Raw genomic sequence first — 25222 nt, forward strand, 5'->3', positions numbered from 1 at the left:
TGGGCGCCGGTTTTCGCGGCTTCGCTCCTATGATTGTGACAATGAACAATAAAGCCGCCCCACACTTGTGCAGCCGACCGGGGTCAAGGTCGCGGCCAACTGGCAGCATGGGCGCCATAAGAACCGGAGATAGCCCATGAAAATCATCATCGCCCCCGACTCCTTCAAGGACAGCCTGAGTGCCTCTGGCGTGGCCAGCGCCATCGCCGACGGGCTGGCGCGGGTGTGGCCGGACGCGCAGCTGATCCAGCGTCCGATGGCGGACGGCGGCGAGGGCACCGTGGAGTCGATCCTCGATGCCTGCGAGGGCCAGTTGCGCACCACCCGGGTCCAGGGGCCGCTGGGGGCACCGGTGGACGCGCGCTGGGGCTGGCTGCCGCAGAGCCAGACCGCGATCATCGAAATGGCCGAGGCCAGTGGTCTGCAACTGGTGCCGCCGGGCCAGCGCGATGCCTGCACCAGCAGCACCATCGGCACCGGCGAGTTGATCCGCGCGGCCCTGGATGCCGGCGCGCGGCGGGTGATCCTGGCCATCGGCGGCAGCGCCACCAACGACGCCGGCAGCGGTGCCTTGCAGGCGCTGGGCGTGCGCCTGCTGGATGGCGATGGCCAGGCCTTGCCGCTGGGAGGCCTGGCCCTGGCGCGGGTGGCGCGGGTCGATCTGAGCAACCTCGACCCACGGCTGGCCGAGGTGCGTTTCGAGATCGCCGCCGACGTCAACAATCCTCTCTGTGGCCCTCACGGCGCCTCGGCGATTTTCAGTCCGCAAAAGGGCGCGTCGCCGCAGCAGGTCGAACAGCTGGACCGCGCCCTCGGCCAGTTCGCCGACCAGGCCGCGCGGGTGCTGGGCAAGGACGTGCGCGACGAGCCGGGCAGCGGTGCCGCCGGTGGCCTGGGGTTCGCCGCCAAGGCCTTCCTCGGCGCGCGGTTTCGTCCGGGGGTGGAAGTGGTGGCGGAGCTGGTGGGGCTGGCCGAGGCCGTGCAGGGCGCGGACCTGGTGATTACCGGCGAAGGTCGCTTCGACGCCCAGACCCTGCGCGGCAAGACCCCCTTTGGCGTGGCGCGCATCGCCAAGCAGCACAATGTGCCGGTGATCGTGATCGCCGGGACCCTGGGCGAAGGCTACGAGCAGATGTATGAGCACGGCGTGGATGCGGCCTTTGCCCTGGCCGCCGGTCCCATGACCCTGGAGCAGGCCTGCGCCGAAGCGCCGCGCTTGCTGCGGGACAGGGCCGCGGATATCGCCCGGGTCTGGCGCCTGGCGGCGCGCCAGGGCTGAGGCCATCGCGGGCAATCGAGCGTCGACCGGCCGCTCCTACAGGATTGTGTCCTCCCCATTTCGCGGATCGACACAGGCTTCTGTAGGAGCGAGGCTTGCCCGCGATCAGCTCTACCTGACACCCCGCGCCGTCAGGGATCGCCCACAGAACTTCAGTAAACCCCACCACCCGAGGTAGGCGCCGCCACTTCCTTGTACTGCCCCAGCAATCCCTGCAGCCCCTTCATCAGCACTGTGGTGTCCACCCCCACCGCGACGAAGTTCGCCCCCAGTTCGATATAGCGCTGCGCCAATGTGCGGTCGGCACTGAGGATTCCGGCCGCCTTGCCGGCCTTGCGGATCCGCGCGATGGCGTCCTCGATCGCCGCGACCACCTCGGGATGCCCCGGGTTGCCGCGATGGCCCATGGCCGCCGAGAGGTCGGCCGGGCCGATAAACACACCATCGACCCCGTCCAGGGCGGTGATGGCATCCAGGTTGGCCAGGCCTTCGAGGTTCTCGATCTGCAGCAGCAGGCACATCTGCTCATCGGCCTGGTCCAGGTAGCCGGGGATGCTGTTCCAGCGCGAGGCCCGGGCCAGGGCGCTGCCGACGCCACGGATGCCCGCCGGCGGATAACGCATGGCGCGCACCAGCTGTCGGGCCTGCTCGACGCTTTCCACCATGGGGATCAGCAGGGTCTGGGCGCCGATATCCAGCAGTTGCTTGATCAGCGCGGTGTCGCCCACCGGCGGGCGAATGATGCCTTGCACCGGGTAGGGCGCGATGGCCTGCAACTGGCCGAGCAGGCTGTTGAGGTCGTTGGGCGCGTGTTCGCCGTCCAGCAGCAGCCAGTCGAAACCGGCGTTGGCCGCCAGCTCCGCGCAATAGGCATTGGCCAGGCCCAGCCACAGGCCGATCTGCGGCGCGTCTTGCCGCAGGCGTTGCTTGAAATGATTGATCGGCAGTTGCATGAGCGTGCTCCTCAGACAAAACGGCAGGCAATGCTGCCGAGCTGGTCGTAGTCGACGTGGAAGGTGTCGCCGGGGCGGGCGGCCACCGGGCGGGTGAAGGAGCCGCCGAGGATGATCTGCCCGGCTTCCAGGTCGACGTCGTAGGCCGCCAGCTTGTTGGCCAGCCAGGCCACGCCCTTGGCCGGGTGGTTGAGCACCGCGGCGGATACCCCGGATTCCTCGATCACCCCGTTGCGGTACAGCACCGCGGGCACCTTGCGCAGGTCGATATCGCCAGGGCGCACCGCGCGGCCGCCCATGACCACCCCGGCGTTGGCGGCGTTATCGGAGATGGTGTCGAACACCTTGCGCGTGGCCTGGGTCCGCGGGTCGACCTGCTGGATGCGCGCGTCGATGATCTCCAGGGCCGGGATCACCCACTCGGTGGCGTCGAGCACATCGAACAGCGTGCAATTCGGGCCCTTGAGCGGCTTGCCGAGGATGAACGCCAGCTCCACCTCGACCCGCGGCACGATAAAGCGCTGGAAGGGAATGTCGCTGCCTTCCTCGAACAGCATGTCGTCCAGCAGGGCACCGAAGTCCGGCTCGCTGATGTTCGACGACACCTGCATGGCCCGCGAGGTCAGGCCGATCTTGTGCCCGACCAGCTTGCGCCCGGCGCGGATCTTGTGTTCCACCCAACTGCGCTGGATGGCGTAGGCGTCCTCGATGGTTATCTCGGGAAACTCCAGCGACAGCTGGGGGATCTGTTCCCGGTTGCGTTCGGCGGCGTCGAGGCGGGCGGCGGTCTGCTGGATATCCGAAGTGCTGAGCATGGTTACTTCTCCTGGGGATTGACGATAAGGGCCGGCACCCGCAGCACCAGCCAGGCGCCGCCGGCGATCAGCAGGGCCAGGGCATACAGGGCGAGGCTGGCGCTCTGGGTGGCGTCGCGGACCACGCCGATCAGGTAGGGCGCGAGGAAGGCGGCGATGCTGCCGAAGGAGCTGATCAGGGCGATCCCCGCGGCCTGGGTGTTGCTGGCGAGAAAGGCCGGCGGCAGTTGCCAGAACATTGGCAGCGCGGCGCTGGCGCCCATGCCGGCCACCAGCAGCCCGGCCATCACCAGCCAGGCATTGTCCGGGGCCAGGCCGGCGACGATCAGGCCGACGCTGGACATCAGCAGCGGCACGCTCAGGTGCCAGCGCCGTTCGCGCAGGCGGTCGGAAGAACGGCCGACGCCGATCATGAACAGGCAGCCGGCCAGGTACGGCAGGGCGCTGAGCAGGCCGACGCGGCTGTCGCGGGCGATGCCGGCGTGGTGGATCAGGGTGGGCATCCAGAAGGCGATGGTGTTGACCGCCAGCATCACCGCGAAATAGATGCACACCAGCAGCCAGATGTGCCTGTCCTGGAGGATGCCGGCGAAGCGGGTGATCGGCTTGTGCTGTTCTTCCTGGCTCAGGGCCGCGTGCAGTTGCTGCTTTTGTTGGTCGCTCAGCCAGCCGACGCTGTCGATGCTTTCCGGCAGCGCCTTGAGCACCACCAGGCCAAGCAGGACCACCGGCAGGCCTTCGATCAGGAACATCCATTGCCAGCCACGCATCCCGCCCAGGTCGTGGAAACTTTCGAGAATCCAGCCCGACAGCGGCCCGCCGATCACCCCGGCCATGGGCACGGCGATGGCGAACAGCGCGGTCACCTGACCCCGGCGGCTGGACGGGAACCAGCGATTGAGCAGCACCAGGATGCCGGGGAAAAAACCGGCCTCGGCCACCCCCAGCAGAAAGCGCAACAGGTAGAAGCCGGCGGCGCTGTCCACCAGCAGCATGGCGCTGGACAGCAGGCCCCAGACCACCATCAGGCTGGCGATCCAGCGGCGCGGCCCGACCCGGTCCAGGGCCAGGTTGCTGGGCACGCCGAACAGCGCGTAGGCGATGAAGAACAGGCCGGCGCCAAAACCGTAGACGCTGTCGCTGAAGCCCAGGTCCTGGGTCATCTGCAGCTTGGCGAAGCCGATATTGATGCGGTCCAGGTGGGCGAAGATGTAGCAGGTGAACAGCAGGGGCATCAGCCGCCAGGTGATCCGCCGATAGGTGTCGGACGTCTCCGCGGCGCTGGGCAGGGCAAGGGTCGAGCTGGACATGGGTGGGTCTCTTTTATTGTTCTTGTCGATAGGGCTCGGACCTTTAGCCGCTGCCGCAGGCTGCGATAAGCCCCGAAGGGGCTTCCAGCAATCTCAAGAGCACGACTGCTTCGTCGGAAGTGCCGCCCAAGCCGATCGCAGCCTGCGGCAGCGGCTACAGGTCACAGGTCACGCTTGGCGCTTGAGAAACTCATGCACGTTGTTGTGCTTGAAGTTCAGCTCGGCATCCAATTCGCTCATCTCGAACGACAGCGCCAGCAGGCGCTGGGCCTGGAGCTCGGCGAAGTGCGCCTTGATGATCTCGAACAAACCCTCGGCGACCTTGCGTCTGGTCGCCAGGTCGCGCCCGGCGCCGACCTGCAGGCGCATATGGACGAAGGCGTAGTCGTGCTTGCCGTCGGCCATGCGCCAGGTGTCCAGGCGCACGCCGCGGCTGCGGATGCCGCCGAGCGGGAACACGCCGCTGGCCCCGAGGTAGTCGTGGACCTTCTCGAACAGCCCCGGCAGGTCGGCGGCCTGCTCGATGTTGTCGGTGTATTCGGCGATGAAATGCGGCATGGGGGCCTCCTTTGGAGGCAGCTACAAGCCGCAAGCTGCAAGCGGCAAGAGGGTTCTCTTGTGGCTTGTAGCTTGCGGCTTGCCGCTGCTTCATATCTCAAAAATGGCGTTGATCTGGCCGGTGCCGGAGCTGCCGAAAGGCGCGGTGACAATCTCCGCCGGCCGGTTGTATTCGGGGCCGCCGAGCAGGCCCAGGAGCATGGCGGTGTCGTGCATCCGGCCTTCGCCGAAGCAGTGTTCGGCGTAGTCCGGGAGCATCGAGCAGAACTCGCGGAAGCGCCCCTGTTGCCACAGTTCGACCACTCGCAGGTCCACCTGCTTGTCGAATTCGCGGGTCCAGTTATGGATGTTGGCTTCGGCCTCGCGGTCGTCGGAGAAGCGGTGCGATAGCGAGCCGGAGGCCAGCACCAGGACCTTGCGGTCGCTCTTTTCGATGGCCCGGCGCACCGCGGCGCCGAAGGTGAAGCTGTCTTCGAGCTTGTGCCAGGCACACCAGGCGGCGATGGAAATCACTTGGAAATGCTGCTCCGGCGGTACGTCCATGTGCATGTAGCGCATCGGCACCAGGGTGCCGTATTCCAGCTCCAGGCTGGGGATGTTGTGGGCGAGGGTGCGCACATCGGCGGCATTGGCTTCGGCGGCAATCAGCTCGCCCAGCACCGGGCAGCCGCTGTAGTCGTAGTCCATGTTCTTGATGAAGTGCGGCAGTTCGTTGCTGGTGTAGGTGCCCTTGAAGTGCTCGCCGCAGTTGATGTGGTAACCGCTGTTGACCAGCCAGTGCACGTCGAACACCACCGCGGTGTCGGCCCCCCGTTCACGGGCGCGACGGGCGATTTCCTTGTGCCCGGCGATCGCCGCTTCGCGACAGCCGTGGTGCTTGCCCGGCAGTTCGGACAGATACATCGATGGAACGTGGCAGACCTTGGCGGCCATGACGACTTCGCCCATGGTGCTTCTCCTGAAACATCTTATTGTTCGATCTTGTAGCCGCTGCCGAAGGCTGCGATCGACTGCGTAGCAGTCGTAACCGGGACACCTCGATCGACTGTGAACAAGGCGCCGGATCGCGGCCCGCGGCCACGGCTACAGCGGATTTTTCAACCTTACACGCCCCAGCGCGGGATGTGGTGGCTGCCCATGGAGATACAGATGTTCTTGATCTCGGCAAACACCTCGAAGCTGTACTCGCCGCCTTCGCGGCCGGTGCCGGAGCCCTTGACCCCGCCGAACGGCTGGCGCAGGTCGCGCACGTTCTGGCTGTTGATGAACACCATGCCGGCCTCGATGCCACGGGCCAGGCGATGGGCCTTGCCGATGTCCTGGGTCCAGATGTAAGAGGCCAGCCCGTACTCGGTGTCGTTGGCCAGTTGCAGGGCCTCGGCCTCGTCCTTGAACGGGATCAGGCAGACCACCGGGCCGAAGATCTCTTCCTGGGCGATGCGCATCTTGTTGTTCACATCGGCGAACACCGTCGGCTGGATGAACTGGCCACGGGCGAGGTGTGCCGGCAGGTTGGCCGGACGCTCCAGGCCACCGGCGAGCAGGGTGGCGCCTTCCTCGATGCCGATGCGGATATAGCCGGTGACCTTGTCGTAGTGGGCCTGGGTGATCATTGAGCCGACCTGGGTCTTGGGATCGGTCGGATCACCGACGATCAGCCGCTTGGCGCGGGCGGCGAACTCGGCGACGAACTGCGGGTAGACGCTTTCCTGGATGAAGATCCGGCTGCCGGCGGTGCAGCGTTCGCCGTTGAGCGAGAAGATGGTGAACAGCGCGGCGTCCAGGGCGCGCTGCAGGTCGGCGTCTTCGAAGATCAGCACCGGCGACTTGCCGCCCAGCTCCATGGAGTACTTTTTCAACCCGGCGGTCTGCATGATCTTCTTGCCGGTGGCGGTGCCGCCGGTGAAGGAAATCGCCCGCACATCCGGATGCCGTACCAGGGCATCGCCGGCGGTGGCGCCGTAGCCCTGGACGATGTTCAGCACACCATTGGGAATGCCGGCTTCGACCGCCAGGCGCCCCAGTTCGTTGGCGGTCAGCGGCGACAGCTCGGACATCTTCAGCACCGCCGTGTTGCCCAGCGCCAGGCACGGCGCGGTCTTCCAGGTGGCGGTCATGAACGGTACGTTCCACGGCGACACCAGGGCGCAGACGCCGACCGGCTGGTACAGGGTGTAGTTGAGCATCTGGTCGTCCACCGGATAGCTGTGGCCATCCATGCGGGTGCAGACCTCGGCGAAGAAGTCGAAGTTGTGCGAGGCGCGGGGGATCAGGACGTTTTTGGTCTGGTGGATCGGCAGGCCGGTGTCGAGGGTTTCCAGCTCCGCCAGGTGCGGCACGTTCTGGTCGATCAGCTCGCCCAGCTTGCGCATCAGCCGTGCCCGTTCTTTCGCCGGAGTATTGGCCCATTTCGGAAAGGCATCCTTGGCGGCCGCGACCGCCTGGGCGATTTCCCCGGCACCGCCGCTGGCCACTTCACCGATGGCTTCGCCGGTGGCTGGGTTGTAGTTGACGAAAGTGTCTTGGCTTTCGACCTCGCGGCCGTTGATCCAGTGCTTGATCATTTATGCGTGCTCCTTGGCCGCCAGTTGCGTGTCGTGTTGTGCCTTGATCCTGAAGAACTCCGCCTCGCTGACGATGCGGTTGACCAGCCGGCCGACGCCTTCGACTTCCACCACCACCTCATCGCCGGGCACCACGTCGGACAGGCCTTCGGGGGTGCCGGTGGCGATCATGTCGCCGGGTTGCAGGGTCATGAAGCTGGAGAGGTATTCGATCAGGTAGGGAATGTCGAAGATCATGTCGGCGGTAGTGCCTTCCTGGCGCAGCTCGCCGTTGACCCAGGTGCGCAGCTTCAGCCGGTTCGGTTCGGGCACGTCAGCGACGTCTACTATCCATGGCCCGACCGGGGTGGTGGCGTCGCGGTTTTTCACCCGCAGGTTGGGCCGGTAGTAGTTTTCCAGGTAGTCGCGGATCGCGTAGTCGTTGCAAACCGTGTAGCCGGCCAGGTAGTCCAGGGCATCCTCGCGCTTGACGTTGCGCGCGGTCTTGCCGATCACCGCCACCAGTTCGCACTCGTAGTGCATGTAGGCGACGTTGTCCGGGCGCCAGGTGACCTGGTTGTGGCCGGTGTAGGTGCCGGGGGACTTGATGAACACCAGCGGCTCGGTCGGCGGCTTGAAGGCCAGTTCGGCGGCGTGGTCGGCGTAGTTCAGGCCCAGGGCGAACATGCTGCCGGTGGCCGGGGGCAGCCACTCGACCTGATCCTCGGCGAGCACACGGCCATCGGCCAGTTTCACGCTGTTGGGCGCGTTGACCAGCACGTCGTGGACCTGGCCTTGATAACGGATGCGGGCGTGTTTCATGGCGGCTCCTTATTCGGCGGCTGCTTCGGCGGTTTTTTCGGCAACAACGTGATTGGCGAGACGGCCCAGGCCGCTGATCTCCACTTCGATGCGGTCGCCCGGCTTGACGTCGACCCGACCTTCGGGGGTGCCGGTGATCAGCACGTCGCCCTCGTGCAGGGTCATGAACTCGCTGATTTCGGCGATCAGCTGGGGAATGCCGCGCACCAGGTTGGCGGTGCTGTTGCGTTGCAGCAGTTCGCCGTTGACCCACAGCTTCAGTTCCAGCTCATGGGGATCGCGCACCTGGGCCACCGGCACCAGTTCCGGGCCGAAGGCGCAGAAACCGTCACGGCACTTGGCCTTGACGGCGGGGCGGTAGTAGCTGTCTTCCGGCAGGCTGAATTCGTTGACGATGGTGTAGCCGGCCACATGCTGCAGGGCGTTTTCCACGCTGACCCGGCTTGTGCGCTTGCCGATCACCACGCCCAGCGCCGGGCCCGGTTGCAGGCGCTCGACACCCTGCGGATAGATCACGGCGCCGCCGTGGACGTTGCGGGTGTTGGGGGTCTTGATGAACAGCACCGGCTTGACCGGTGGCTTCTGGTAGGGCGGCTGGGTGAAGGATTCCAGGTGGCTGCGCAACAGGCCCTGATAGTTCAGCGCGACGCCGAACAGGGTGCCGGTGGCGACTTCATGCAGTGCACGGCTCATTGTGGTTTTCTCCTGAGCATCGCGGAAGATGAGGTGATTTCGTTAATGTGTTAACGTTATATTTAATATGTTAACGATCGTCAAGCGCCGACCCTGACCCGTTTGCCGAGTACTGGTGAACAGGCCGCGAATCACGCAGGATGTGGGCGCTTGCCGCGGGTAAAAATAAAAAAGCGCTGCGGCGAAATAGAAAGCGCCGCGAGCAAAAAAAGAGACACGCCACCATGAGCGATCGCCAGCCGATCCCCAACATCAACATCGGCCAGGTCTACGACCAGCGTTACGCCGACTCGCAGGTGCATTACGACAAGCTGAGCAACCTGGCCGGGTTCTTCGGCCGCAACATGCCGGTGCACCGCCACGACCGGTTTTTCCAGGTGCACTATGTGAAAAGCGGCGCGGTGCGGGTTTACCTCGACGACCAGCAGTACCTGGAATCGGGGCCGATGTTTTTCCTCACGCCACCAACCATTGCCCATTCCTTCGTCACCGAGGCCGACAGCGAAGGCCACGTGCTGACCGTGCGCCAGCAACTGGTGTGGGAGCTGATCGAAGCCGACAGCCGTCTGGCCAGCGGCCCCCAGGTGGCACCGGCCTGCGTGGCCCTGGCGCGCCTGGACCCGGGATTCGCCGGCGAGGCGCGGCGCCTGGCGTTGCTGTTCGATGAGTTGCAGGAGGAAGTCACCGGGCAGGGCGCCGGGCATGCGCCGGCGCTGGAAGCCCTGACCCGCTTGATCCTGATCAGCCTGCTCAGGCTCTCGGCCAATTCCCTCAAGGCGCGCCCGGCGCGGCACGAAGACCTGCAGATCTTCCATCGCTTCAACGAACTGATCGAAGCCCAGTACCTGGAGCATTGGCCGCTGTCGCGCTATGCCGGGCAGATCGGCGTCACCGAGGCGCGCCTCAACGATGTCTGCCGGCGTATCGCCGACCTGCCGTCGAAACGCCTGGTGTACGAGCGGCTGATGCAGGAGTCCAAGCGCCTGCTGCTGTTCACCGCCAGCTCGGTGAACGAAATCTGCTACCAGCTGGGGTTCAAGGACCCGGCGTATTTCAGCCGGTTTTTCCAGCGCTACGCGAAGATGACGCCGGGGGAATACCGGGCGCGCCAGGGCGCGGCGAAACCCTGGTCCTGAAGGCAAAAAAACTGGGAGGGCAGGGGCGCTGCGTGGGACAATCGGCGCCTTTACCCGACAAGGAAAGTCCCATGTTGCAGCGCACCCTGATGGTCCTTTTGCTGACGACCAGCGCCGCCCAGGCGCTGGCGCAGAACGCCGCGGAAAAGGTGCCCTTGCTGCGCCAGACCAAGGAATGGATTACCGGCTGCGATAACCTGCGCGGCTGCCACGCCCTGAGCGCGCCCAACGGCGAACACGGCGTGCAGTACAGCAGCCTGACCCTGCATATCCAGCGTCGCGCCGGCCCCGACGGTCCGCTGGAGATACGCCTGGACCAGCGCGGCGAACCCGCCGAGCTGTCGGCCTTGCGCCTCGACGGCCAGGCGCTGGAGCCGCAACTGCTGGATGCCCTGGTGCTGTTGCCGGAGAAGAAGGGTGCGCAGACCCAGGTCACCCGCTATGAAATCGCCGACCCGATCCGGGCCCGCCAGTGGCTGGAACGCCTGCGCAATGCCGAAGAACTGAAGCTGGCGGGAGACGACGAGGCCCGGGTGCCGTTGTCCGGTCTGTCGGCGGCGCTGCTGCTGATGGACTCGGTGCAGGGCCGGGTCGATGGCGTGACGGCGCTGTGGCGGCCAGGCCAGCGTCCGGCCAGCGAGGTGCCGGCGCGGCCGCTGCCGGCCCAGCTGCGGGCTTATCCGGGGGCTCCGGAACTGACGGAGGCGGAACGCACGCGGATCTCGGCGGCCGCCGTGAAGCTCGCCACGCCGGGTACGCCCAACGACGATGAAGACTATGTGGCCGAGCCCCAGGTCGAGGTCTATCCGCTGACCGCGCAACGGGCGTTGACGGTGGTGCTGAGCGAGTGCGCGGCCTACAACTGCGACTACCTGATCAGCAGCTGGTCGCGCAGCAATCCGCCGAAGCTCGAGGCGCTGCGCCGGCAAGCCGTGCCCATGAACAACGCGGACGGTTCGGGCGGCGCCCACTACGACCCCAAGACCGGGGTGCTGAGCACCTTCTATCTGGCCCGCGGCATTGGCGACTGCGGTGAAAGCGGGCGCTGGCTGTTCGACGGCGAAAGCTTCCAGCTCAGCGATTACCGGCAGATGCCGACTTGCAACGGCCTGTCCTCGGAAGACTGGCCGCGGCTGTGGAACATCGCACCGCCGGCCAACCGCTGAGGCGTTTCAGGCCAGGCCTGGATGGCGGCGCTCGAACTTCTGTTCCAGCACGGTCTTGCCCCATTGCGCCGCCGGCTGTTCCTCCACCAGCTGGAAGCCGAAGGCTTCATACAGATGCCGGGCGGCGTCCAGGCCGCTGAAGGTCCACAGGTAGCAGGAGGTTGCCCCCACCCGGTCGCAATGCTCCAGCGCCGTCTTGAGCAGCAGGCGGCCGGTGCCGGTGCCACGGGCCGCCTCGTCGAGGATAAACCAGCGCAGATGGGCACTCTTGTCGGCCTGCTTGTGGTCCGGGGCGCCGCCGAGATCGATGGCGATCGAACCGACGATCTGCTCGTCCAGCACCGCCAGCCAGATGCCGTTATCCGGGTGGTCCAGGCGCTCGCTGAACTCCGCCAGACCGGCCGCGACGCGCTGTTCAAAGAACTGCCCGAAACCCACCAGGCGTGAGTAGTAGTGTGCATGCAGCTCGGTGATGCGGCCGATCATGCCCGGCCGATAGCCACGCTGCACGCTAGGGATTGCCGCGGCGATCTGCGCCTGGCCCAGGCGGCAAGCCTGCAGCGCCTGGCCATAACTGCGCAGTCCGGCGACCACCTGGCTTTGCTCGCGCGGCGCAAGCAAGCGCAGCGCCTGTTGCACCTGGGCGCTGCCAAAGGCATGGATAGCGGCGACCTGTTTGCGTCCGCTGGCGGTCAGGCCCAACAATTTTTCCCGGGCATCGCTGGGGCTGGGGCTTTCCTGGATATCGCCGCGTTCGATGAGCTTGGCCAGCAGGCGGCTGACCGAGGACTTTTCCAGGTTCAGGCTCTTGCCCAACTGGGCGGCGGTGAGCGGGGCGTACAGATCGAGCTCGATCAGCGCATGCACCGCCGAAGGCGCAAGGTCGGAGCCGGCCAGGGTAGCGCCCATGAAGCCCAGCTCGCGCACCAGTTTGCGCGATTCGTTACGGACCTGATCCACCAGCGGCGACGGGGAGGACATGGCGAGGCTCCATATATAGTTGTTCGATACAACTATATGTTCAGGCTGCAGCAAAATCCATAGGGACGCGGGCCTCTGGGTCAACACCGATCAGTCGAGTGCAGGTGATCCCCTGTAGGAGCAGCCGGTCGACGCTCGATTGCTCGCGATGATCGTTAACGATAACGCGTACCGACTGGCTAAACGCGGCGCTCTCAAGTCCATCGCGAGCAAGCTTCGCTCCTACAAGTGGCCGTCTTTCAGCCAATGGCCAGCGTGGATGCCTGTTCCTCCAGACGAGCGGGAACCTGAATGCTCAGCGGCGCCTTACCCAGCACCAGGTCCGCGGCCTTTTCGCCGATCATGATCGCCGCCGCATTGGTATTGCCGGTGGTCAGGCTCGGCATGATCGATGCGTCGGCCACCCGCAGGCCCTGTACGCCGTGGACCCGCAACTGGTCGTCGACCACCGCCTGTTCGTCGAGGCCCATCTTGCAGGTGCCGACCGGGTGGAACACGGTGCCCAGGCTGTCGCGAATCCATTGCTCGATCTGCGCCTGGCTCTCGACGTGCGGGCCGGGCACCAGCTCGCCCTTGAGGCGCCGGGCGAACGCCTGGCTCGCCGCCAGCTGGCGCACCAGGCGCACGCCCGCCACCAGCTTGCGCAGGTCCTCCGGGTGGCTGAGGAAGTTGCTGTCGATGATGGGCTTGTCATGGGGATCGGCGGAATTGAGCCGGACCTGGCCACGGCTTTGCGGGTGCATCACGGCGATGTGCAGGCTGACGCCATGACCCAGCGGCACCAGGCGCTGGGGCTGGTTCTTCAGCGCCGGGGCGACGATCAGGCCCAGTTCCGGCGCGGCGTCCTCGGCCTGCAGGCGCAGGAAAGCGCCGGACTCCACGGTATTGGAAGTCAGCGGACCGCTGCGCCGGCTCAGGTACTGCCAGGGCGAACGGGCCAGGGGCAGCAGGCCCTTGGCCGACACACCGTAGGTCAGCTCGCTGTCGCAGCGGTACATCAGCACCACGTCCTGATGGTCCTGCAGGTTGTGGCCAACCCCCGGCAGTTCATGGCGCTGGGCGATGCCATGGCGCTCCAGCTCGGCGGCCGGGCCGATGCCGGAGAGCAGCAGCACCTGCGGCGAGTTGATCGCCCCGGCGCTGAGGATCACTTCGCGCCGGGCCTGGAGCTGGAACACCGCGCCGTCCTGGCTGACCTCGACGCCGCAGGCGCGGTTGCCGTCCAGCAGCACGCGGTGGGTCAGGGTCGAGCTCAATACGCTGAGGTTGGGCCGCGGCAGCGCCGGGTGCAGGAAGGCCCGCGCGGCGCTGCAACGTTCGCCGTTGATCTGGGTGACATGGAAGGGGCCGTAGCCTTCCTGCTCCTCGCCGTTGAAGTCCGGGTTGTAGCGCCAGCCCAGTTCCTGGGCGGCCTGGTAGAACACCTCATTGATCGGGCTCGGGCTGCGTTGCGCGGCGACGTTGAGTTCGCCGCCTTGCCCATGCCAGGGCGAGGCGCCGGGCTCGAAGTGCTCCGAGCGCAGGAAGTACGGCAGCAGTTCGTCGTAGCTCCAGCCCTGGTTGCCGGCCGCGGCCCAGCGGTCGTAGTCGCTGCGGTGGCCGCGGATGTAGATCATGCCGTTGATCGCGCTGGAGCCGCCCCAGAGCCGGCCGCGGGGGCAGGGGATCGGACGGTCGCCGCTGGCGGCCTGGGCGCTGAACTGGTGCATCCAGTTCCACCTCGGGTTGGCGATCAGCCGGATGATGCCCGCCGGGGTGCGCACATAGGCGCCGGGGAACAGGCTGCGGTCGCTGGGGCCGGCTTCGATCAGGCAGACGCTGAGCTGCGGATCGGCGGACAGCCGGTTGGCCAGCACGCAACCGGCCGAGCCGGCCCCGACCACGATGTAGTCGAACGAACGCGGGGCAGAGTCAGTCATGGGAGATACCTCGTTGGCAGTGAGAAGCAGGTTCACAACCCCAGCGCCGCGCCGACGTCGTACATGACTTGCAGGCCGACGACAAAACCGTTGCCGCTGAGCTCGCGGGCCTCGGGGTTGTAGAAATTGTCCGGGTTGATCAGGTACTGCACGCTGGGCTCGAGGGCCAGGTGCCGGGTCAGGGCGAAGTGGCCGTTGGCCTCGATGGCGTAGACATTGCGTTCGCCCAGGCTGGGGTCGCCGCCGTTGACGATCCGCGCCTGTTGCTGGAAGCGCAACTGGTGGTCGTTGAGGCGCAGGTAGCTGGCCTTGAGGTTGAGCTTGTCCTGGGGCCGGTCGAAGGGCGCCAGGTAAGTCAGACCGATTTCGGCGAAGTGGCTGAAGGGCTGCTTGTCGTCGGCGGCCAGGGACAGCGAACCGAACGCCAGCAGGGCCTGGGGCGCGGTGCCCTGGCCGCCGTCGGCCCGCCAGAAACCTTGCTGGAACTTGAAGAAGGCGCCGCCGGTGCCGTGCTCGCTGGCGCCGGTCAGCGGGTCGTACTGCCTGGAGGTGTTGTAGTAGCCGTTGAGTTCGTAGTGGGCGCTATAGGCACCGTCGTGCTTGCTGCCGATGCCCAGCAGCAGGCTGGTGCCGCTGGCGTCGTCGGTGCTGAAGTCCAGGCCCTTGCGTTTTTTCAGGTAGTCCACCGGGTTCGATTCGAAGGCGCCGGCATGCACATACAAGCCCGGCGTCGGCTGGTACTTCAGGTAGCCGCCCCAGCTGCCGTAGGGCGGCGGCAGGATGCCGGTGGACGAATCGATGATCGGGTCGTTGCAGGTGACCACGGTTTCGCAGTTGTAGATATAGAAGTAGCGCCGGGCGTTGGTGCGCCCCAGGCTCATGTCGACTTGGCCGTCGAGCCAGGTCTGCTGGTAGGTCAGCAGGCTCAGCTGGTTGCTGGTGATGTCGTTGTGGATCGGCGCGCCGGCGAAATAGCTGCCGGCGGCGCCTTGCCAGTTGCGCGAGGTCGGCTGGCCGGTGGCGGTGTCGAGGATGAAGAAGGTTTCCTCGAAATGAACGGCCGCGCCTTCGAGGCCGGCGAGGGTATCGAGGTCGAAGTCGGCGCCGACGAACAGGTCGCCGCTGTTGCCGAAGCTGTGTTCCCGCGGACCGGTGTCGAGGTTGTTCATCGACAGGCTCCAGAACTGCACATGGGGTCGGATGCCGTAGCCGGCCAGTTGCTCGCCGAGCCCGGCCAGCGGACCTTCGCGGCTGGGTGCCGGAGTCTGGGCCTGGCATAAAGGGGTGAACAGGACCGCCGCCAGCAGCGGGCACAGCAGGGGAGTGCTTTTCATGGTCGGTACTCGTTTCTTGTTGTTTTTGTAATGAGTTGTTCAGGTCTGTAGCCGCTGCCGAAGGCTGCGATCGGACGCGCAGCGTTCGCCAACGGGTTACCAGGAGGCTGCCGATGGTGCTGGCGAGGACTGCGTCCTCGATCGCAGCCTGCGGCAGCGGCTACAGGGTCACGCCTTGGCCAGTTCGGGGTTGGGGTTGACCAGCACCTTGATCTGGCTCTTGTCCCGCAGCAGGGCTTCGAAGCCATGCTCCACGGCCTGGTCCAGGGTCACGCAGCGGGTCACCGCGCGGGTCAGGTCCAGGCGGCCGCTGGCCAGCAGCTCGATCAGCGGCGGGTAGGCATTGCGATAACCCACGCTGCCGAGCAGGCGCAGTTCGTTATTGACCAAGTGGAAGGCATCGACGCTGACCTCGCCCATCAAACCCACCAGCACCACCTCGCCGCCCTTGCGCAGGGCATGCAGGGCCAGGCTCAGGGTCTGCTGGCTGCCGGCGGCCTCGAAGGCGGTGTCGACGCCACCGCCGCTCAGTTCGTGCAGGCGTTGCGACAGGTCGGCGGCGTGGCCATCGAGCACTTCCTGGGCGCCGAAGTCGCGGGCCAGCCGCCGGCGTTCCGGGCTGATGTCCACGGCGAAGATCCGCTCCACGCCACGCAGCCGGGCCAGCAGGATCAGCAGCAGGCCGATGGGGCCGAGACCGAACACCACGCAGCTGTCGCCGGCCAGCAGGCTGCTCTGGTTCAGCGCGTGAAAGGCCACCGCCGCCGGCTCCAGCACAGCGGCCTGCTTGAAGCTCACCGAATCCGGCAGCGGGTGCAGCATGTAGGCCGGCACCAACACCTGCTCGGCGAAACCGCCGTCGCCCATCAGGCCGATAAAACCCATGGACTGGCAGAGGTTGTACTGGCCGGCGCGGCAGTACTGGCAATCGCCGCAGCGATACTCCGGTTCCACCGCCACCCGGCTGCCGACCCGCACCCGGTCGACGCCTGTGCCCACCGCCAACACCTGGCCGCAGAATTCGTGGCCGAGGGTCAGCGGCGCGCGGCAACCGGACAGCGGGTGGGGCTGCTGTTGCGGAATCGAGTGCGGGCCGTCGGCGTATTCGTGCAGGTCGCTGCCGCAGATGCCGCAGTAGGCCACCTGGACCAGCACCTCGCCCGGGCCGGGCTGTGGCAGTTGCAGATCGCTCAGGCGCAGGTCGCGGGCGGCATGCCAACGTAATGCTTTCATGGCTGGTTTCCTTGCAGGGCGGAAGACGGGGAAGGTTCGGCGCGGCGCCCGCGCGCGAGGACCGCCGGCGCGGTTTCCTTGAGGAACAGCGCCAGCAGCGCGGCCAGCAGGGCGCCACCACAGGAGATCCACATGACGATGGACAGGCCGAAACGGTCGGCGGCGAAGCCGGCGATGGTCGGCGAGACGAAGCCGCCCACCAGCTCGCCGATGCCCATGATCATGCCCAGGGCGGTGGCCATGACTTCCCGGGGCACGGTTTCCGCCGGGATGGTCGCCATGAACAGGGTGAAGCAGCCAAGGCCGGTGTAGGTCAGCAGCATCAGCACGCCCATCAGCAGCGGGCTGTTGGCGTAGAGCAGGGCGATCGGGCAGCAGGCGGCGATCAGCGAGAACAGCACCAGGGTCGGGCGCCGGCCGAAGCGGTCGGAAATCGCCGCCACGCCGAAGCCCCACAGCACCCAGGCGCCGCCCAGGCAACTCATCACCGTGCCCATGCTCGCCGGGCTGTAGCCGCGGACCTTGACCAGGAAGGTCGGGGTGAAGGAAATGAGGATCACGAACCAGGTGAGGAACACGCAACTGATCAGGGTGCAGAGCACGATGTTGCGGCTTTTCAGCAGGGCCAGGCGATTGACCGGTGCTTTGTCGTTGTCGCTGGTGGTTGCTGGCGCCGGCGCGTCGTTGCGCACGTAGCGCCAGATCAGCAGGGCGATCAGCAGCCCGGGAATCAGCGAGACGATAAAGGCATGGCGCCAGCCGTAGGCCTCGGCCAGGCCGATCAGCACCGGCGGGCCGATCACCGCGCCCAGCAGCCCGGCCGCCGAGCCTTGCAGCAGGCCCATGTTCAGGCCCCGGCGATGGGGTGAGGAGGCCTCCACCATCAGCGATTGCGAGAGCGGCAGGATCGGCCCTTCGGCCAGGCCCATGATGCCGCGGAACAGCAGCAGGCTGAGAAAGCCGGTGACCAGCCCCGACAGCGCCGAGCACAGGGAAAACAGGATTACCGCGACGATCAGCAGCGGCTTGCGCTTGCCACGCCGGTCCGACCAGGCCCCGACCAGCGCGCCGGACACCGCCCAGGCCAGGGCCAGGACCGACGACAGCATGCCCAGGTGGCTGTTGCTCAGTTGCAGCTCGTCGGCCATGAACGGAAACAGGAAGGCCAGGGCCAGGCGATCGAAAAAGACGAAACCGAACGTCAGGAACAGCACGCCCAGCAGGATGTTCTCATAACCGGCTTTATTGTTGTTGTAAGCCATGGTCGTTCTCCGCGGGAGGGACAGGTGAAAGTCGCGAGCTCAGCGAAACAGCGTGTCGATATAGGCCGCGCCGAGGCCGATCTTTTCGTAGTGCGCGCGGCACATGGCGATATAGGAGTGCACGTCGAAATAACCCTCCGGCTCGCCCTGTTCGTCGAGCCAGATCAGCGGGCCCTTGACGATGAAAAACGCGCGCATCGGCTGTTCGTGCTCGTAGGCCACCAGGGTGTGGCCTTCGCCCGGGGTCTCGTAGACGAAGTCGCCGGCGGTGGCGGTCCAGTCGTGCTCCAGGTAGCCCCACTTGCCGGACAGGGTGTAGGCGAACACTTCGTGGGGGTGGTAATGCCGGTTCACCAGCCCGGCGCTGCTGGCCATGAGGATGTCGCACCAGCGGTTCTCGCTCGGCGAGATCCACAGCGGCCGCGAGGACACGGTTTCGGTGAAGGGCACATAAAGTTTCAGGTCGTCGCTGGCGGCATTGGCCAGGTAGACCTCGGGCTTGGCGTCCGGCTTGAAGCAATTGGCGATCGGTTGCAGGTCTTTCCAGAATTCACGGCTGGCGGCTTCGGGCATGGTCGGCCTCTATTCGTTGTGGGAGTCGAGGCGACTTTAGGCGCGGCGCGCAGGCGGGGTTTTATCGAATCGGACAGGATTGTTGACTGGATCGGACGAGCGTTTTCCTACAGGTTTCAGGGACGCCGTTTACCCTGGCAATCGACTTGTGCCCACTGCGTTTCACGTTGACAGGGCATAAGCTTCATATATTAATGAACGGCCGCGACCGATGTGTTCCACGGCCTCGGGATCCGGTCACTGCCTTGCCGACCGGCGAATTTTCTGCCCATGAGAAGAATAAAAATGTCTCCATGCGCCTTGCTCGAAACCCGGCATGCCTGCACCCAGGACATCGCCCTGGATCAGCGGCTGGCCTTCTGGGAGGACTACAACGCCTCCACCCTGGTCGGCCTCAAATGCAGCTCCTTTTGTGAAAGCGGTTTTGCCGCCAGCCAGGACAACCTGCAACTGGAGGGCATGCGCCTGGCGCAGATCGAGGGCAACGAGCACGTGGTCGAGCGTGACAACTCGATGATCCGCAGCGTGCCCAAGGAGTCGGTGTTCGTGTCCTTCGTCACCGGCAGCGGTTCGTTTTTCTACCAGGACGGCGCCTGCCAGTTGCTCGAACCGGGCGAGCTGATCGTCTATCGCACCGACAAACCCTACCTGTTCGGGTTCTCCGGGCCGATGCGCCAGTTCATTTTCGACATTCCCCAGGAACTGTTCGCCGAACGCTGCCTGAAGCGTTTCGACCGTCCGCTGAAGATTGGCGGGCAAAGCGGCGTGCAGCGCCTGTTGCTGCGCACCCTGGGCGAACGCACCCGCGGCTTTTTCCAGCAGCCCCTGAGCCAGGACGCCGGCGGTTATCAGGACCAGGCGCTGGAGCTGCTGGGCAGCCTGATCGCCGGGCAGGTGGGCGAGCGGCGGATCAATGCGCTGAGCGCCTCCTACCTGCTGGCGGCCAAGCAGTGCATCAACGAACAGTTGGCCGACCCGGAGCTGAGCTGCGAGCGAGTCGCCGCGCAAACCGGCATTTCACCGCGGCACCTGAGCCGGCTGTTCGCCCTGGAAGGCACCCAGCCCAGCCGCTTTATCCTGGAAAAACGCCTGCAGCAGGCCCATGACCTGCTGGGCAGCCCACGGGGAACGGGCCTGGATATCGGCGAGATTGCCTACCGCCACGGCTTCACCAGCCAGGCCCACTTCGCCCGGGCGTTCAAGGCCCATTACGGCCAGACCCCAAGCGAAGTGCGCGCCTCCCTGTAGCCGCTGCCGCAGGCTGCGATCGGCCTGGGCGGCACACCGACGAAGCGGGCGCATGGTCTCAAGATCGCTGAAGGCCTTCGGCCTTATCGCAGCCTGCGGCAGCGGCTACAGGGTCAGTGGTCGTTGAGGAAGGTTTGCGCCAGATCGTCGATCAGTTGGCGCTGAAAGGCCTGGAACCCAGGATTGGGCTGCTGCATCTGCACGAATTCCAGCATCGGATCGGTCACCGCGGTCCTGACGCCGGCCAGTTCCTCGACCGTCGCCAGCCCGCAGAAGGGCACATAGGCCTCGGAATAACCACCTTCATGCACCAGCACCAGGCGCCCCTGGCACAGACGCTCGGCGGCTTCGCGCACCTGGCGGGTCATGGCGCGGAACGAGTCGCTGTGCAGCAGCATCCGCGCCAGCGGGTCGACCGCGTTGGCGTCGTAGCCGCAGGCAACGATGATCAGCTCCGGCTCGAAGTGCTCCAGGGCCGGAATCACGATGCGTTGCAGGGCATGCAGGTAGGCATCGTGGCCGCTGCCGGGCAGCAGCGGGATATTGAGATTGGTCCCCAGCCCGGCGCCGCGGCCGCGGTCCTGCTCGCCGCTGTAGCCGGGCGGGAAGCAGCCGTCCTGGTGCAGGGAAACGGTCAGCACGTCGCCGCGCTCCTCGAAGATCGACTGGGTGCCGTTGCCGTGGTGCACGTCCCAGTCGATCACCGCGACCTTGCCCAGGCCGCGCCGGGCCTTGGCCGCCTCGATGGCGATGGCGATATTGGCCAGGAAGCAGAAGCCCATGGCGCCGTCGGCCAGGCAATGGTGTCCCGGCGGGCGGGACAGGGAATAGGCGTTGTCGGCTTCGCCGCCGAGCACCGCATCCACCGCGGCCATGGCCAGGCCGGCGGAGAGTCGGGCGATCTCGTAGCTGCCCGGGCCGATCGGCGCTTGCGGGCCGAGTTCGCCGCCACCGGCCTCGCTCAGGGCCTTGAAGCGTTGCAGGTACTCGGTGCTGTGCACCCGCAGCAGGTCCTCTTCGCTGGCGGGCATGGCGCTGCGCACCTGCAACTGGCGGGTCAGGCCGGAGACGTCCAGCAGGCTTTTCAGGCGGCGCTTGGTTTCCGGCGATTCGGCGTGCCCGGCCGCGGCGGGCGGTTGCACCCAGCCGCCGACCGGCAGCGTCAGCGCATGTGGCCCGGCGCTGTGCCAGAGGCTGAGTTCATCGAAGAAAAACGCGGTTTTACGGGTCATGGGCATCTCCATCTATGGGGGAATCTGTAGCCGCTGCCGAAGGCTGCGATCGACCGGAACGGTCGCTGCGATCTCCCGGGCGCCAGAGGTCCTTCGGACCTATCGCAGCCTTCGGCAGCGGCTACAGGGGTTCAGGGGTTCAGGGATTGCGCCGGCAGCCGAGGATCAGCGCCAGCGACAGCAGGGTCAGGCAGGCGCCGCCGATCAGCAGGGGCTGGAAGCCGCCGCTGCCTTCGATCAGCCGGCCGGCCAGCGCGGGGCCGATGGCCAGGCCGCCGCCGATTACCAGGTTGGAGGCGTTCATCAGCTTGCCGGACCGGTCGAGGTCGGCCAGGCAGGCGAGGATCAGCGGCAGGATGAAGGTCCAGGTGAACTTGAAGACCAGGGCGGCGAGGGCGAAGCGCGCCAGGGTCGGCGCCCCCAGCAGCAACAGCACCGAGCCGGCCATCAGGCCGTAGCCGAGCAGCAGCAACGGCAGGCGCGGCAGGCGATTACCGATCAGCGAGGCGCAGCCGGCGCCGACGATGCCCATGACCGTGGCGACGGCCAGCAGCTCGCCGCTGGCTTGCGCGGAGATGCCGGCCTTGGCGCTGATCGAACCGATAAAGGTCCAGACCCCGCTGAGGCTGATATAGAAACCGAGGATGCCGAGAATGCCGCACAGCCCCTTCCACTGCGGCACGGCGGCGGCCTGCTGTGCGGTTTTTTTGACCGGCGCACCCTGGGGAAAGTAGCGCGCCAAGGGCAGGCACAGGCTCATCAGCAGCGCCAGCAGCAGGTAGCAGGCTGCCAGGCCGTAGTGCTCGAACAACCGCGGCAGAATGCCCAGGCCAATTGCCCCGACCACCAGTTGCCCCATGACCCACAGGCCATAGGCCCGGCTGGGGTTGGCGGTGGAAGCGGCGCAGGACAGGCAGATGATCATCAGCGAACCGCCGGCCAGAGCACTGCAGAAACGCAGGGCCAGCAGCGCGGCATAACCCTGGGCCCAGATCGACAGCAGGTTGGCGACGATGAACAACGCCCCGGCCAGCAGCGCCGCGCGGCGCCAGTCGACGCGCTTGAGCCACCAGAAGGCGGGCAGGGTGGCCAGGCTCATGGCCCCCAGCTCGGTGGAGAACAGGTCGCCGATCTGCGACGGGCTCAGTTGCCATTGGCTGGCCAGTTGCGCGGCCACCGCCGGGGCGGTCATGAGGATGGTCGGGGTGATGGCGGCGAACAGCACGATGGCCGCCAGCAAGGCCAGGGGGGACGCGGTGTTCGGCTGGTCGCCGGTGAGCGCCTGGCTCTTGTCGATCATGGGGGTGGTCATGGTGGGATAGCTCCGGGAAAAAGCGCTTCAGAACACATGGACCAGACGCAACAAGGCGTCGGTCCCGTGGTAGCCATTGCGGGTGGCGACGTTTTGCGAGAGGCCGAACATCAGCTGGTTCTGCTTATCCAGCCAATGACCGACCTCGAAGCCGACCTGGGTGTAGCGCTTGTGGGTGTCGTCGATGCGCTGGTCGTTGATCCGCAGCTCGCCGCCGTCGGCATGGATCAGCCGCAGGGCGCCGTAGGTGCTGGTGGTGAAGTCGTAGGAGGCGAAGGCTTGCAGGCGGTACAGCGGGTCCTGCTTCAGGTCGCTGCCGAAATAGTCGTCGTTCTTGGCGTAGAGCTGGGCTTCGAGGTTGGCTTCCAGCACCCACTTCTCGCCGACGCCCTGGGTGTAGTTGTAAACGAAGGTCGCGCCCCAGCGGTTGGCGCCCGGCGAGACATCCGGATTGTCGCTGTGGTATTCGCCCACCGGCAGGGTGATCAGGGTCAGCAGGCCGCTGTAGGTGCGCGAAGCCGGGTCGTTGATGAAGAACAGGGTGCCGCCGACCTGCGGGTCGCCGAAGCCGCTTTCCCCGGTGTGGCGGGCGCCGCCGGGCAGGCGCGCGTCGATATCGGCGAAGGGCACGATGAATTGCGGGGTGCACAGGGTGCCGCAGATATCGCTGAAAAATACCTGGCGATAGGCCAGGGCGTTGACCTTCAGCTCGGCCTTGCCGGTGCTGTCGGCGGGGCCGTGGAAATCGTCGGCGCGAGTCGCCGGCAGGTACAGCACGCCGAGGCTGGTGCCCGGGGGCGCGCCGAAGAAGTCGCGGGCGTTGAGGTCGGCGGCGCTGGCGTTCAGGCTCAGCAGGGCGCCGGTGAAGGCCAGGGCGGTGCGGCGCGCAAGCGTTGTGGTCATGGGCGTAACCTCTCTTTTTTGAGTTGTTGTGCGGCGAAGCGCTCGCCGGTACGCGGCAGTGGCTGAAAAAAGGGCAAAAGCGTCCCGTGGCCGTCAAAACGACAGCGCGAAAGTCAGTCAGGAAAGGGGTTAAGCGTCAGTCGGGTGGGGCGTGCAGCAGATGGGCGATGCGGGTCTTGTCCTTGACCCCGAGCTTGTTGTAGATGGCGCGGATGTGATGGCGCACGGTGTTCGGCGACAGGCCCAGCTCGCGGGCGATTTCCTTGTAGGTCTTGCCTTCGCCGAAGCCCAGGGCCACGTCGTTTTCCCGTGGGCTCAGTTGGGTCAGCAGCGTGCGGCCGCGGGCGGCGAGCAGGAACAGGTCGCCCACCGGCGAGGCCTCGACTTGCAGGTGGCGGCCTTCATATCCGCCGTCGACCACGGGCCCGGGCAGGCAGGGGCCGCTCCAGTCCGGCCATTCGCCGAGCAGCAGGTCGATGAAGCCACGTTCGGCGCAGTGCAGGGTGCCGCGCTGGTCGCACACTGCCAGCGCCAGGTTGCGCGGGCTGGTGAGGGTTTCGCGCATGGCCACCAGGGTGCGGATCTGGTTGGCCGACACCGCCGCCACCAGGTGCAGCATCAGGTTGTTCAGCAGCAGGCAGTCGTCGGCGTCGAAGCGCTTGGCGCCGGGGGCGCGGTACAGCGCCAGGTGGTCGCTGAGGTGAGTCTGCGGATCGATGTACACCACGCACAGCAGCTCGCCGATGCCGTAGGTTTTGCCCAGCCAGTTCAGGCCGGGACCGTTGGCCGGGTCGCCCATGTCGACGATCACCGCCTGGCCAGGGTGGGCATGGACCCGGCCGACGGTGACGTCGACGTGCTTGATCGACTGCCAGTCCGGCAGGTAGCTCGGGGGCAGGCGGTGGAGGTAGGAGCTGTGTTCTTCCGGCAGGCCGTCGATCAACGCGGCGCGGCCCCACCAGGCGCTGTCGAAGGGCAGCAACTGGCCGATGCGGTTCAGCGCATGGCCATGGAAATGTTCGATGTCCTTGTGCTGCGCCAGGCGCTGCAACTCCAGGGTCAGCGAGCTGAAGGCTTGCAGCAGGTTGGCGTGACCATGTTCATGACGGCTCATGGGGGTGTTCCTCTGTGCGACGTTCTTATTGTTTTCGTCACGGAGTCAGTAAGGACCGGAACGTCCAGGGACGTGGGCAGGGCCTGGGCACGAGTATCGTCGGGTTGGTGGGGGATCGCTATCCTACAGATGCAGGATGAAGGGGGGCGTTGGCGGGGGAAATTGGCTTCTGTAGGAGCGAAGCTTGCTCGCGATAAATCTGCAACGATAACGCGCGTTGGCGGGTGTATCGCCGCTGCGCGGCTATCGCGGGCAAGCCTCGCTCCTACAGAAAAGCAGCTGATCAACAGGTCAGGCCGCCTGGACGGCCCGCTGCAAACGGTGGAAACCACGGCTGAAATACACCAGCGAGTCGCCGTGTTCGCCTACGCAGATCTCATCCAGTTGCACCAGCATCACCGAGTGGGTGCCGATTTCCTGCACCTCGGTGATCCGTCCCTGCAGGCTGGCCAGGGCACCGTCGAGCACCGGCAGGGCGTCCTGGCCGTCGCGCCAGGGGTGCAGGCTGAAGCGCTGTTCCATCTCCACTCCGGTCATGCCGGCGAAGTGCCGGGCGACTTCTTCGTGTTCGCCGCAGAGCACGTTGATGCAGAGCTGGCCGTTGCGCTTGAACACCGGGTTCAGGGCGCTGTTGCGGTTGACGCAGACCATCAGGCTGGGCGGGCTGTCGGTGACCGAGCAGACCGCGGTGGCGGTGATGCCGCAGCGTCCGGCCGGGCCGTTGCTGGTGATGACGTTGACCGCCGCGGTCATGTGCGCCATGGCGTTGCGAAAGGCTTGTTGCTTGGGATCAAGTTGAGTCATGAGAGATTCCTTTCCTCGGGATTGAACCACGG

General features: G+C 66.2%; 23 protein-coding genes. 4 read left to right on the forward strand and 19 right to left on the reverse strand.

Translation table 11 applies throughout. From position 1 onward, the window contains the following. The first annotated feature begins 136 nt into the window (after nt 1-136). The gene (locus J4D28_RS27345; RefSeq protein WP_103331550.1) at nt 137-1279 is read left to right on the forward strand and encodes a glycerate kinase; all 1143 of its coding nucleotides are present in this window, start codon (nt 137-139) and stop codon (nt 1277-1279) included. Between the two features lie 152 nt (nt 1280-1431). Here J4D28_RS27345 and hpaI read toward each other — a convergent pair whose 3' ends face one another. From hpaI to J4D28_RS27385, 8 genes are all read right to left on the reverse strand, one after another. Next, nucleotides 1432-2232: a 4-hydroxy-2-oxoheptanedioate aldolase gene (hpaI, locus tag J4D28_RS27350; protein WP_053269216.1), complete on the reverse strand. Its 801-nt coding sequence runs from the start codon at nt 2230-2232 to the stop codon at nt 1432-1434. 11 nt (nt 2233-2243) lie between these two features. Continuing rightward, complete coding sequence (gene hpaH / locus J4D28_RS27355) at nt 2244-3047, reverse strand: 2-oxo-hept-4-ene-1,7-dioate hydratase (protein WP_053269215.1); 804 nt, start codon at nt 3045-3047, stop codon at nt 2244-2246. A gap of 2 nt (nt 3048-3049) precedes the next feature. Then, nucleotides 3050-4357, reverse strand: coding sequence for an MFS transporter (locus J4D28_RS27360; RefSeq protein ID WP_103331549.1), 1308 nt, complete (start codon nt 4355-4357; stop codon nt 3050-3052). A gap of 168 nt (nt 4358-4525) precedes the next feature. Next, the gene (locus tag J4D28_RS27365; protein ID WP_009049318.1) at nt 4526-4915 is read right to left on the reverse strand and encodes a 5-carboxymethyl-2-hydroxymuconate Delta-isomerase; all 390 of its coding nucleotides are present in this window, start codon (nt 4913-4915) and stop codon (nt 4526-4528) included. 90 nt (nt 4916-5005) lie between these two features. Continuing rightward, a complete protein-coding gene (hpaD, locus tag J4D28_RS27370; RefSeq protein ID WP_103331548.1) occupies nt 5006-5863 on the reverse strand; it encodes a 3,4-dihydroxyphenylacetate 2,3-dioxygenase in 858 nt (285 codons plus the stop codon). Between the two features lie 155 nt (nt 5864-6018). Beyond that, complete coding sequence (gene hpaE / locus J4D28_RS27375; protein ID WP_009049316.1) at nt 6019-7479, reverse strand: 5-carboxymethyl-2-hydroxymuconate semialdehyde dehydrogenase; 1461 nt, start codon at nt 7477-7479, stop codon at nt 6019-6021. Further along, nucleotides 7480-8280 (reverse strand): fumarylacetoacetate hydrolase family protein, encoded by an 801-nt coding sequence (locus tag J4D28_RS27380; RefSeq protein ID WP_016702470.1) that lies wholly within the window; start codon nt 8278-8280, stop codon nt 7480-7482. Between the two features lie 9 nt (nt 8281-8289). Then, on the reverse strand, nt 8290-8973 hold the full coding sequence (locus J4D28_RS27385; RefSeq protein ID WP_053269214.1) for a fumarylacetoacetate hydrolase family protein: 684 nt from the start codon (nt 8971-8973) through the stop codon (nt 8290-8292). 224 nt (nt 8974-9197) lie between these two features. On the opposite strand from J4D28_RS27385, the gene hpaA reads away from it, so the two are divergent. Together hpaA and J4D28_RS27395 are read left to right on the forward strand one after the other, a co-directional pair. After that, complete coding sequence (gene hpaA, locus J4D28_RS27390; RefSeq protein ID WP_038632821.1) at nt 9198-10109, forward strand: 4-hydroxyphenylacetate catabolism regulatory protein HpaA; 912 nt, start codon at nt 9198-9200, stop codon at nt 10107-10109. 71 nt (nt 10110-10180) lie between these two features. After that, nucleotides 10181-11275 (forward strand): DUF1176 domain-containing protein, encoded by a 1095-nt coding sequence (locus tag J4D28_RS27395; protein WP_103331547.1) that lies wholly within the window; start codon nt 10181-10183, stop codon nt 11273-11275. A 6-nt stretch (nt 11276-11281) separates the two neighbouring features. Here J4D28_RS27395 and J4D28_RS27400 read toward each other — a convergent pair whose 3' ends face one another. From J4D28_RS27400 to J4D28_RS27425, 6 genes are all read right to left on the reverse strand, one after another. Next, nucleotides 11282-12256 (reverse strand): bifunctional helix-turn-helix transcriptional regulator/GNAT family N-acetyltransferase, encoded by a 975-nt coding sequence (locus J4D28_RS27400; RefSeq protein WP_103331546.1) that lies wholly within the window; start codon nt 12254-12256, stop codon nt 11282-11284. 239 nt (nt 12257-12495) lie between these two features. After that, complete coding sequence (locus J4D28_RS27405) at nt 12496-14175, reverse strand: GMC family oxidoreductase (protein ID WP_103331545.1); 1680 nt, start codon at nt 14173-14175, stop codon at nt 12496-12498. 32 nt (nt 14176-14207) lie between these two features. Next, the gene (locus tag J4D28_RS27410) at nt 14208-15509 is read right to left on the reverse strand and encodes a carbohydrate porin (protein ID WP_103331544.1); all 1302 of its coding nucleotides are present in this window, start codon (nt 15507-15509) and stop codon (nt 14208-14210) included. A 168-nt stretch (nt 15510-15677) separates the two neighbouring features. Beyond that, the gene (locus J4D28_RS27415) at nt 15678-16742 is read right to left on the reverse strand and encodes a 2,3-butanediol dehydrogenase (protein WP_103331543.1); all 1065 of its coding nucleotides are present in this window, start codon (nt 16740-16742) and stop codon (nt 15678-15680) included. Next, nucleotides 16739-18004: an MFS transporter gene (locus J4D28_RS27420; RefSeq protein ID WP_103331542.1), complete on the reverse strand. Its 1266-nt coding sequence runs from the start codon at nt 18002-18004 to the stop codon at nt 16739-16741. Before J4D28_RS27420 ends, J4D28_RS27415 begins: the two co-directional genes overlap by 4 nt. Nucleotides 18005-18043: 39 nt before the next feature. Further along, nucleotides 18044-18577, reverse strand: coding sequence for a 2,4'-dihydroxyacetophenone dioxygenase family protein (locus J4D28_RS27425; protein WP_009049306.1), 534 nt, complete (start codon nt 18575-18577; stop codon nt 18044-18046). Between the two features lie 285 nt (nt 18578-18862). On the opposite strand from J4D28_RS27425, the gene J4D28_RS27430 reads away from it, so the two are divergent. Next, on the forward strand, nt 18863-19825 hold the full coding sequence (locus J4D28_RS27430; RefSeq protein ID WP_009049305.1) for an AraC family transcriptional regulator: 963 nt from the start codon (nt 18863-18865) through the stop codon (nt 19823-19825). A 113-nt stretch (nt 19826-19938) separates the two neighbouring features. Here the strand turns inward: J4D28_RS27430 and J4D28_RS27435 are convergent, their stop codons facing one another. The 5 genes from J4D28_RS27435 to hpaC all read right to left on the reverse strand — a co-directional run bounded on the left by J4D28_RS27435 (nt 19939) and on the right by hpaC (nt 25190). After that, nucleotides 19939-21057 carry a class II histone deacetylase gene (locus J4D28_RS27435; protein WP_103331541.1) on the reverse strand — a complete coding sequence of 373 codons (1119 nt, stop codon included), beginning with the start codon at nt 21055-21057 and terminating at the stop codon, nt 19939-19941. Between the two features lie 139 nt (nt 21058-21196). After that, complete coding sequence (locus J4D28_RS27440) at nt 21197-22357, reverse strand: MFS transporter (RefSeq protein ID WP_028682553.1); 1161 nt, start codon at nt 22355-22357, stop codon at nt 21197-21199. A gap of 39 nt (nt 22358-22396) precedes the next feature. Further along, nucleotides 22397-23272 (reverse strand): transporter, encoded by an 876-nt coding sequence (locus J4D28_RS27445; protein ID WP_053269205.1) that lies wholly within the window; start codon nt 23270-23272, stop codon nt 22397-22399. Between the two features lie 136 nt (nt 23273-23408). Then, nucleotides 23409-24386 carry a helix-turn-helix transcriptional regulator gene (locus tag J4D28_RS27450; protein WP_103331540.1) on the reverse strand — a complete coding sequence of 326 codons (978 nt, stop codon included), beginning with the start codon at nt 24384-24386 and terminating at the stop codon, nt 23409-23411. 291 nt (nt 24387-24677) lie between these two features. After that, nucleotides 24678-25190, reverse strand: a complete 513-nt coding sequence (hpaC, locus tag J4D28_RS27455) for a 4-hydroxyphenylacetate 3-monooxygenase, reductase component (RefSeq protein ID WP_009049300.1) — start codon at nt 25188-25190, stop codon at nt 24678-24680. Between the last annotated feature and the right edge of the window lie 32 nt (nt 25191-25222).

Source organism: Pseudomonas sp. GW531-T4, assembly GCF_017349615.1.
In the GTDB taxonomy this organism is placed as follows: domain Bacteria; phylum Pseudomonadota; class Gammaproteobacteria; order Pseudomonadales; family Pseudomonadaceae; genus Aquipseudomonas; species Aquipseudomonas chlororaphis_I.

Coding starts and splice junctions, on each gene's coding strand:
- hpaC (WP_009049300.1), bottom strand. CDS start 25,190: ATGACTCAACTTGATCCCAAGCAACAAGCCTTTCGCAACGCCATGGCG.
- J4D28_RS27345 (WP_103331550.1), top strand. CDS start 137: ATGAAAATCATCATCGCCCCCGACTCCTTCAAGGACAGCCTGAGTGCC.
- J4D28_RS27445 (WP_053269205.1), bottom strand. CDS start 23,272: ATGACCACAACGCTTGCGCGCCGCACCGCCCTGGCCTTCACCGGCGCC.
- J4D28_RS27395 (WP_103331547.1), top strand. CDS start 10,181: ATGTTGCAGCGCACCCTGATGGTCCTTTTGCTGACGACCAGCGCCGCC.
- J4D28_RS27365 (WP_009049318.1), bottom strand. CDS start 4,915: ATGCCGCATTTCATCGCCGAATACACCGACAACATCGAGCAGGCCGCC.
- hpaD (WP_103331548.1), bottom strand. CDS start 5,863: ATGGGCGAAGTCGTCATGGCCGCCAAGGTCTGCCACGTTCCATCGATG.
- hpaA (WP_038632821.1), top strand. CDS start 9,198: ATGAGCGATCGCCAGCCGATCCCCAACATCAACATCGGCCAGGTCTAC.
- J4D28_RS27440 (WP_028682553.1), bottom strand. CDS start 22,357: ATGATCGACAAGAGCCAGGCGCTCACCGGCGACCAGCCGAACACCGCG.
- J4D28_RS27385 (WP_053269214.1), bottom strand. CDS start 8,973: ATGAGCCGTGCACTGCATGAAGTCGCCACCGGCACCCTGTTCGGCGTC.
- J4D28_RS27360 (WP_103331549.1), bottom strand. CDS start 4,357: ATGTCCAGCTCGACCCTTGCCCTGCCCAGCGCCGCGGAGACGTCCGAC.
- J4D28_RS27410 (WP_103331544.1), bottom strand. CDS start 15,509: ATGAAAAGCACTCCCCTGCTGTGCCCGCTGCTGGCGGCGGTCCTGTTC.
- hpaI (WP_053269216.1), bottom strand. CDS start 2,232: ATGCAACTGCCGATCAATCATTTCAAGCAACGCCTGCGGCAAGACGCG.
- J4D28_RS27430 (WP_009049305.1), top strand. CDS start 18,863: ATGTCTCCATGCGCCTTGCTCGAAACCCGGCATGCCTGCACCCAGGAC.
- J4D28_RS27380 (WP_016702470.1), bottom strand. CDS start 8,280: ATGAAACACGCCCGCATCCGTTATCAAGGCCAGGTCCACGACGTGCTG.
- hpaE (WP_009049316.1), bottom strand. CDS start 7,479: ATGATCAAGCACTGGATCAACGGCCGCGAGGTCGAAAGCCAAGACACT.
- J4D28_RS27420 (WP_103331542.1), bottom strand. CDS start 18,004: ATGGCTTACAACAACAATAAAGCCGGTTATGAGAACATCCTGCTGGGC.
- J4D28_RS27435 (WP_103331541.1), bottom strand. CDS start 21,057: ATGACCCGTAAAACCGCGTTTTTCTTCGATGAACTCAGCCTCTGGCAC.
- J4D28_RS27400 (WP_103331546.1), bottom strand. CDS start 12,256: ATGTCCTCCCCGTCGCCGCTGGTGGATCAGGTCCGTAACGAATCGCGC.
- J4D28_RS27450 (WP_103331540.1), bottom strand. CDS start 24,386: ATGAGCCGTCATGAACATGGTCACGCCAACCTGCTGCAAGCCTTCAGC.
- hpaH (WP_053269215.1), bottom strand. CDS start 3,047: ATGCTCAGCACTTCGGATATCCAGCAGACCGCCGCCCGCCTCGACGCC.
- J4D28_RS27405 (WP_103331545.1), bottom strand. CDS start 14,175: ATGACTGACTCTGCCCCGCGTTCGTTCGACTACATCGTGGTCGGGGCC.
- J4D28_RS27425 (WP_009049306.1), bottom strand. CDS start 18,577: ATGCCCGAAGCCGCCAGCCGTGAATTCTGGAAAGACCTGCAACCGATC.
- J4D28_RS27415 (WP_103331543.1), bottom strand. CDS start 16,742: ATGAAAGCATTACGTTGGCATGCCGCCCGCGACCTGCGCCTGAGCGAT.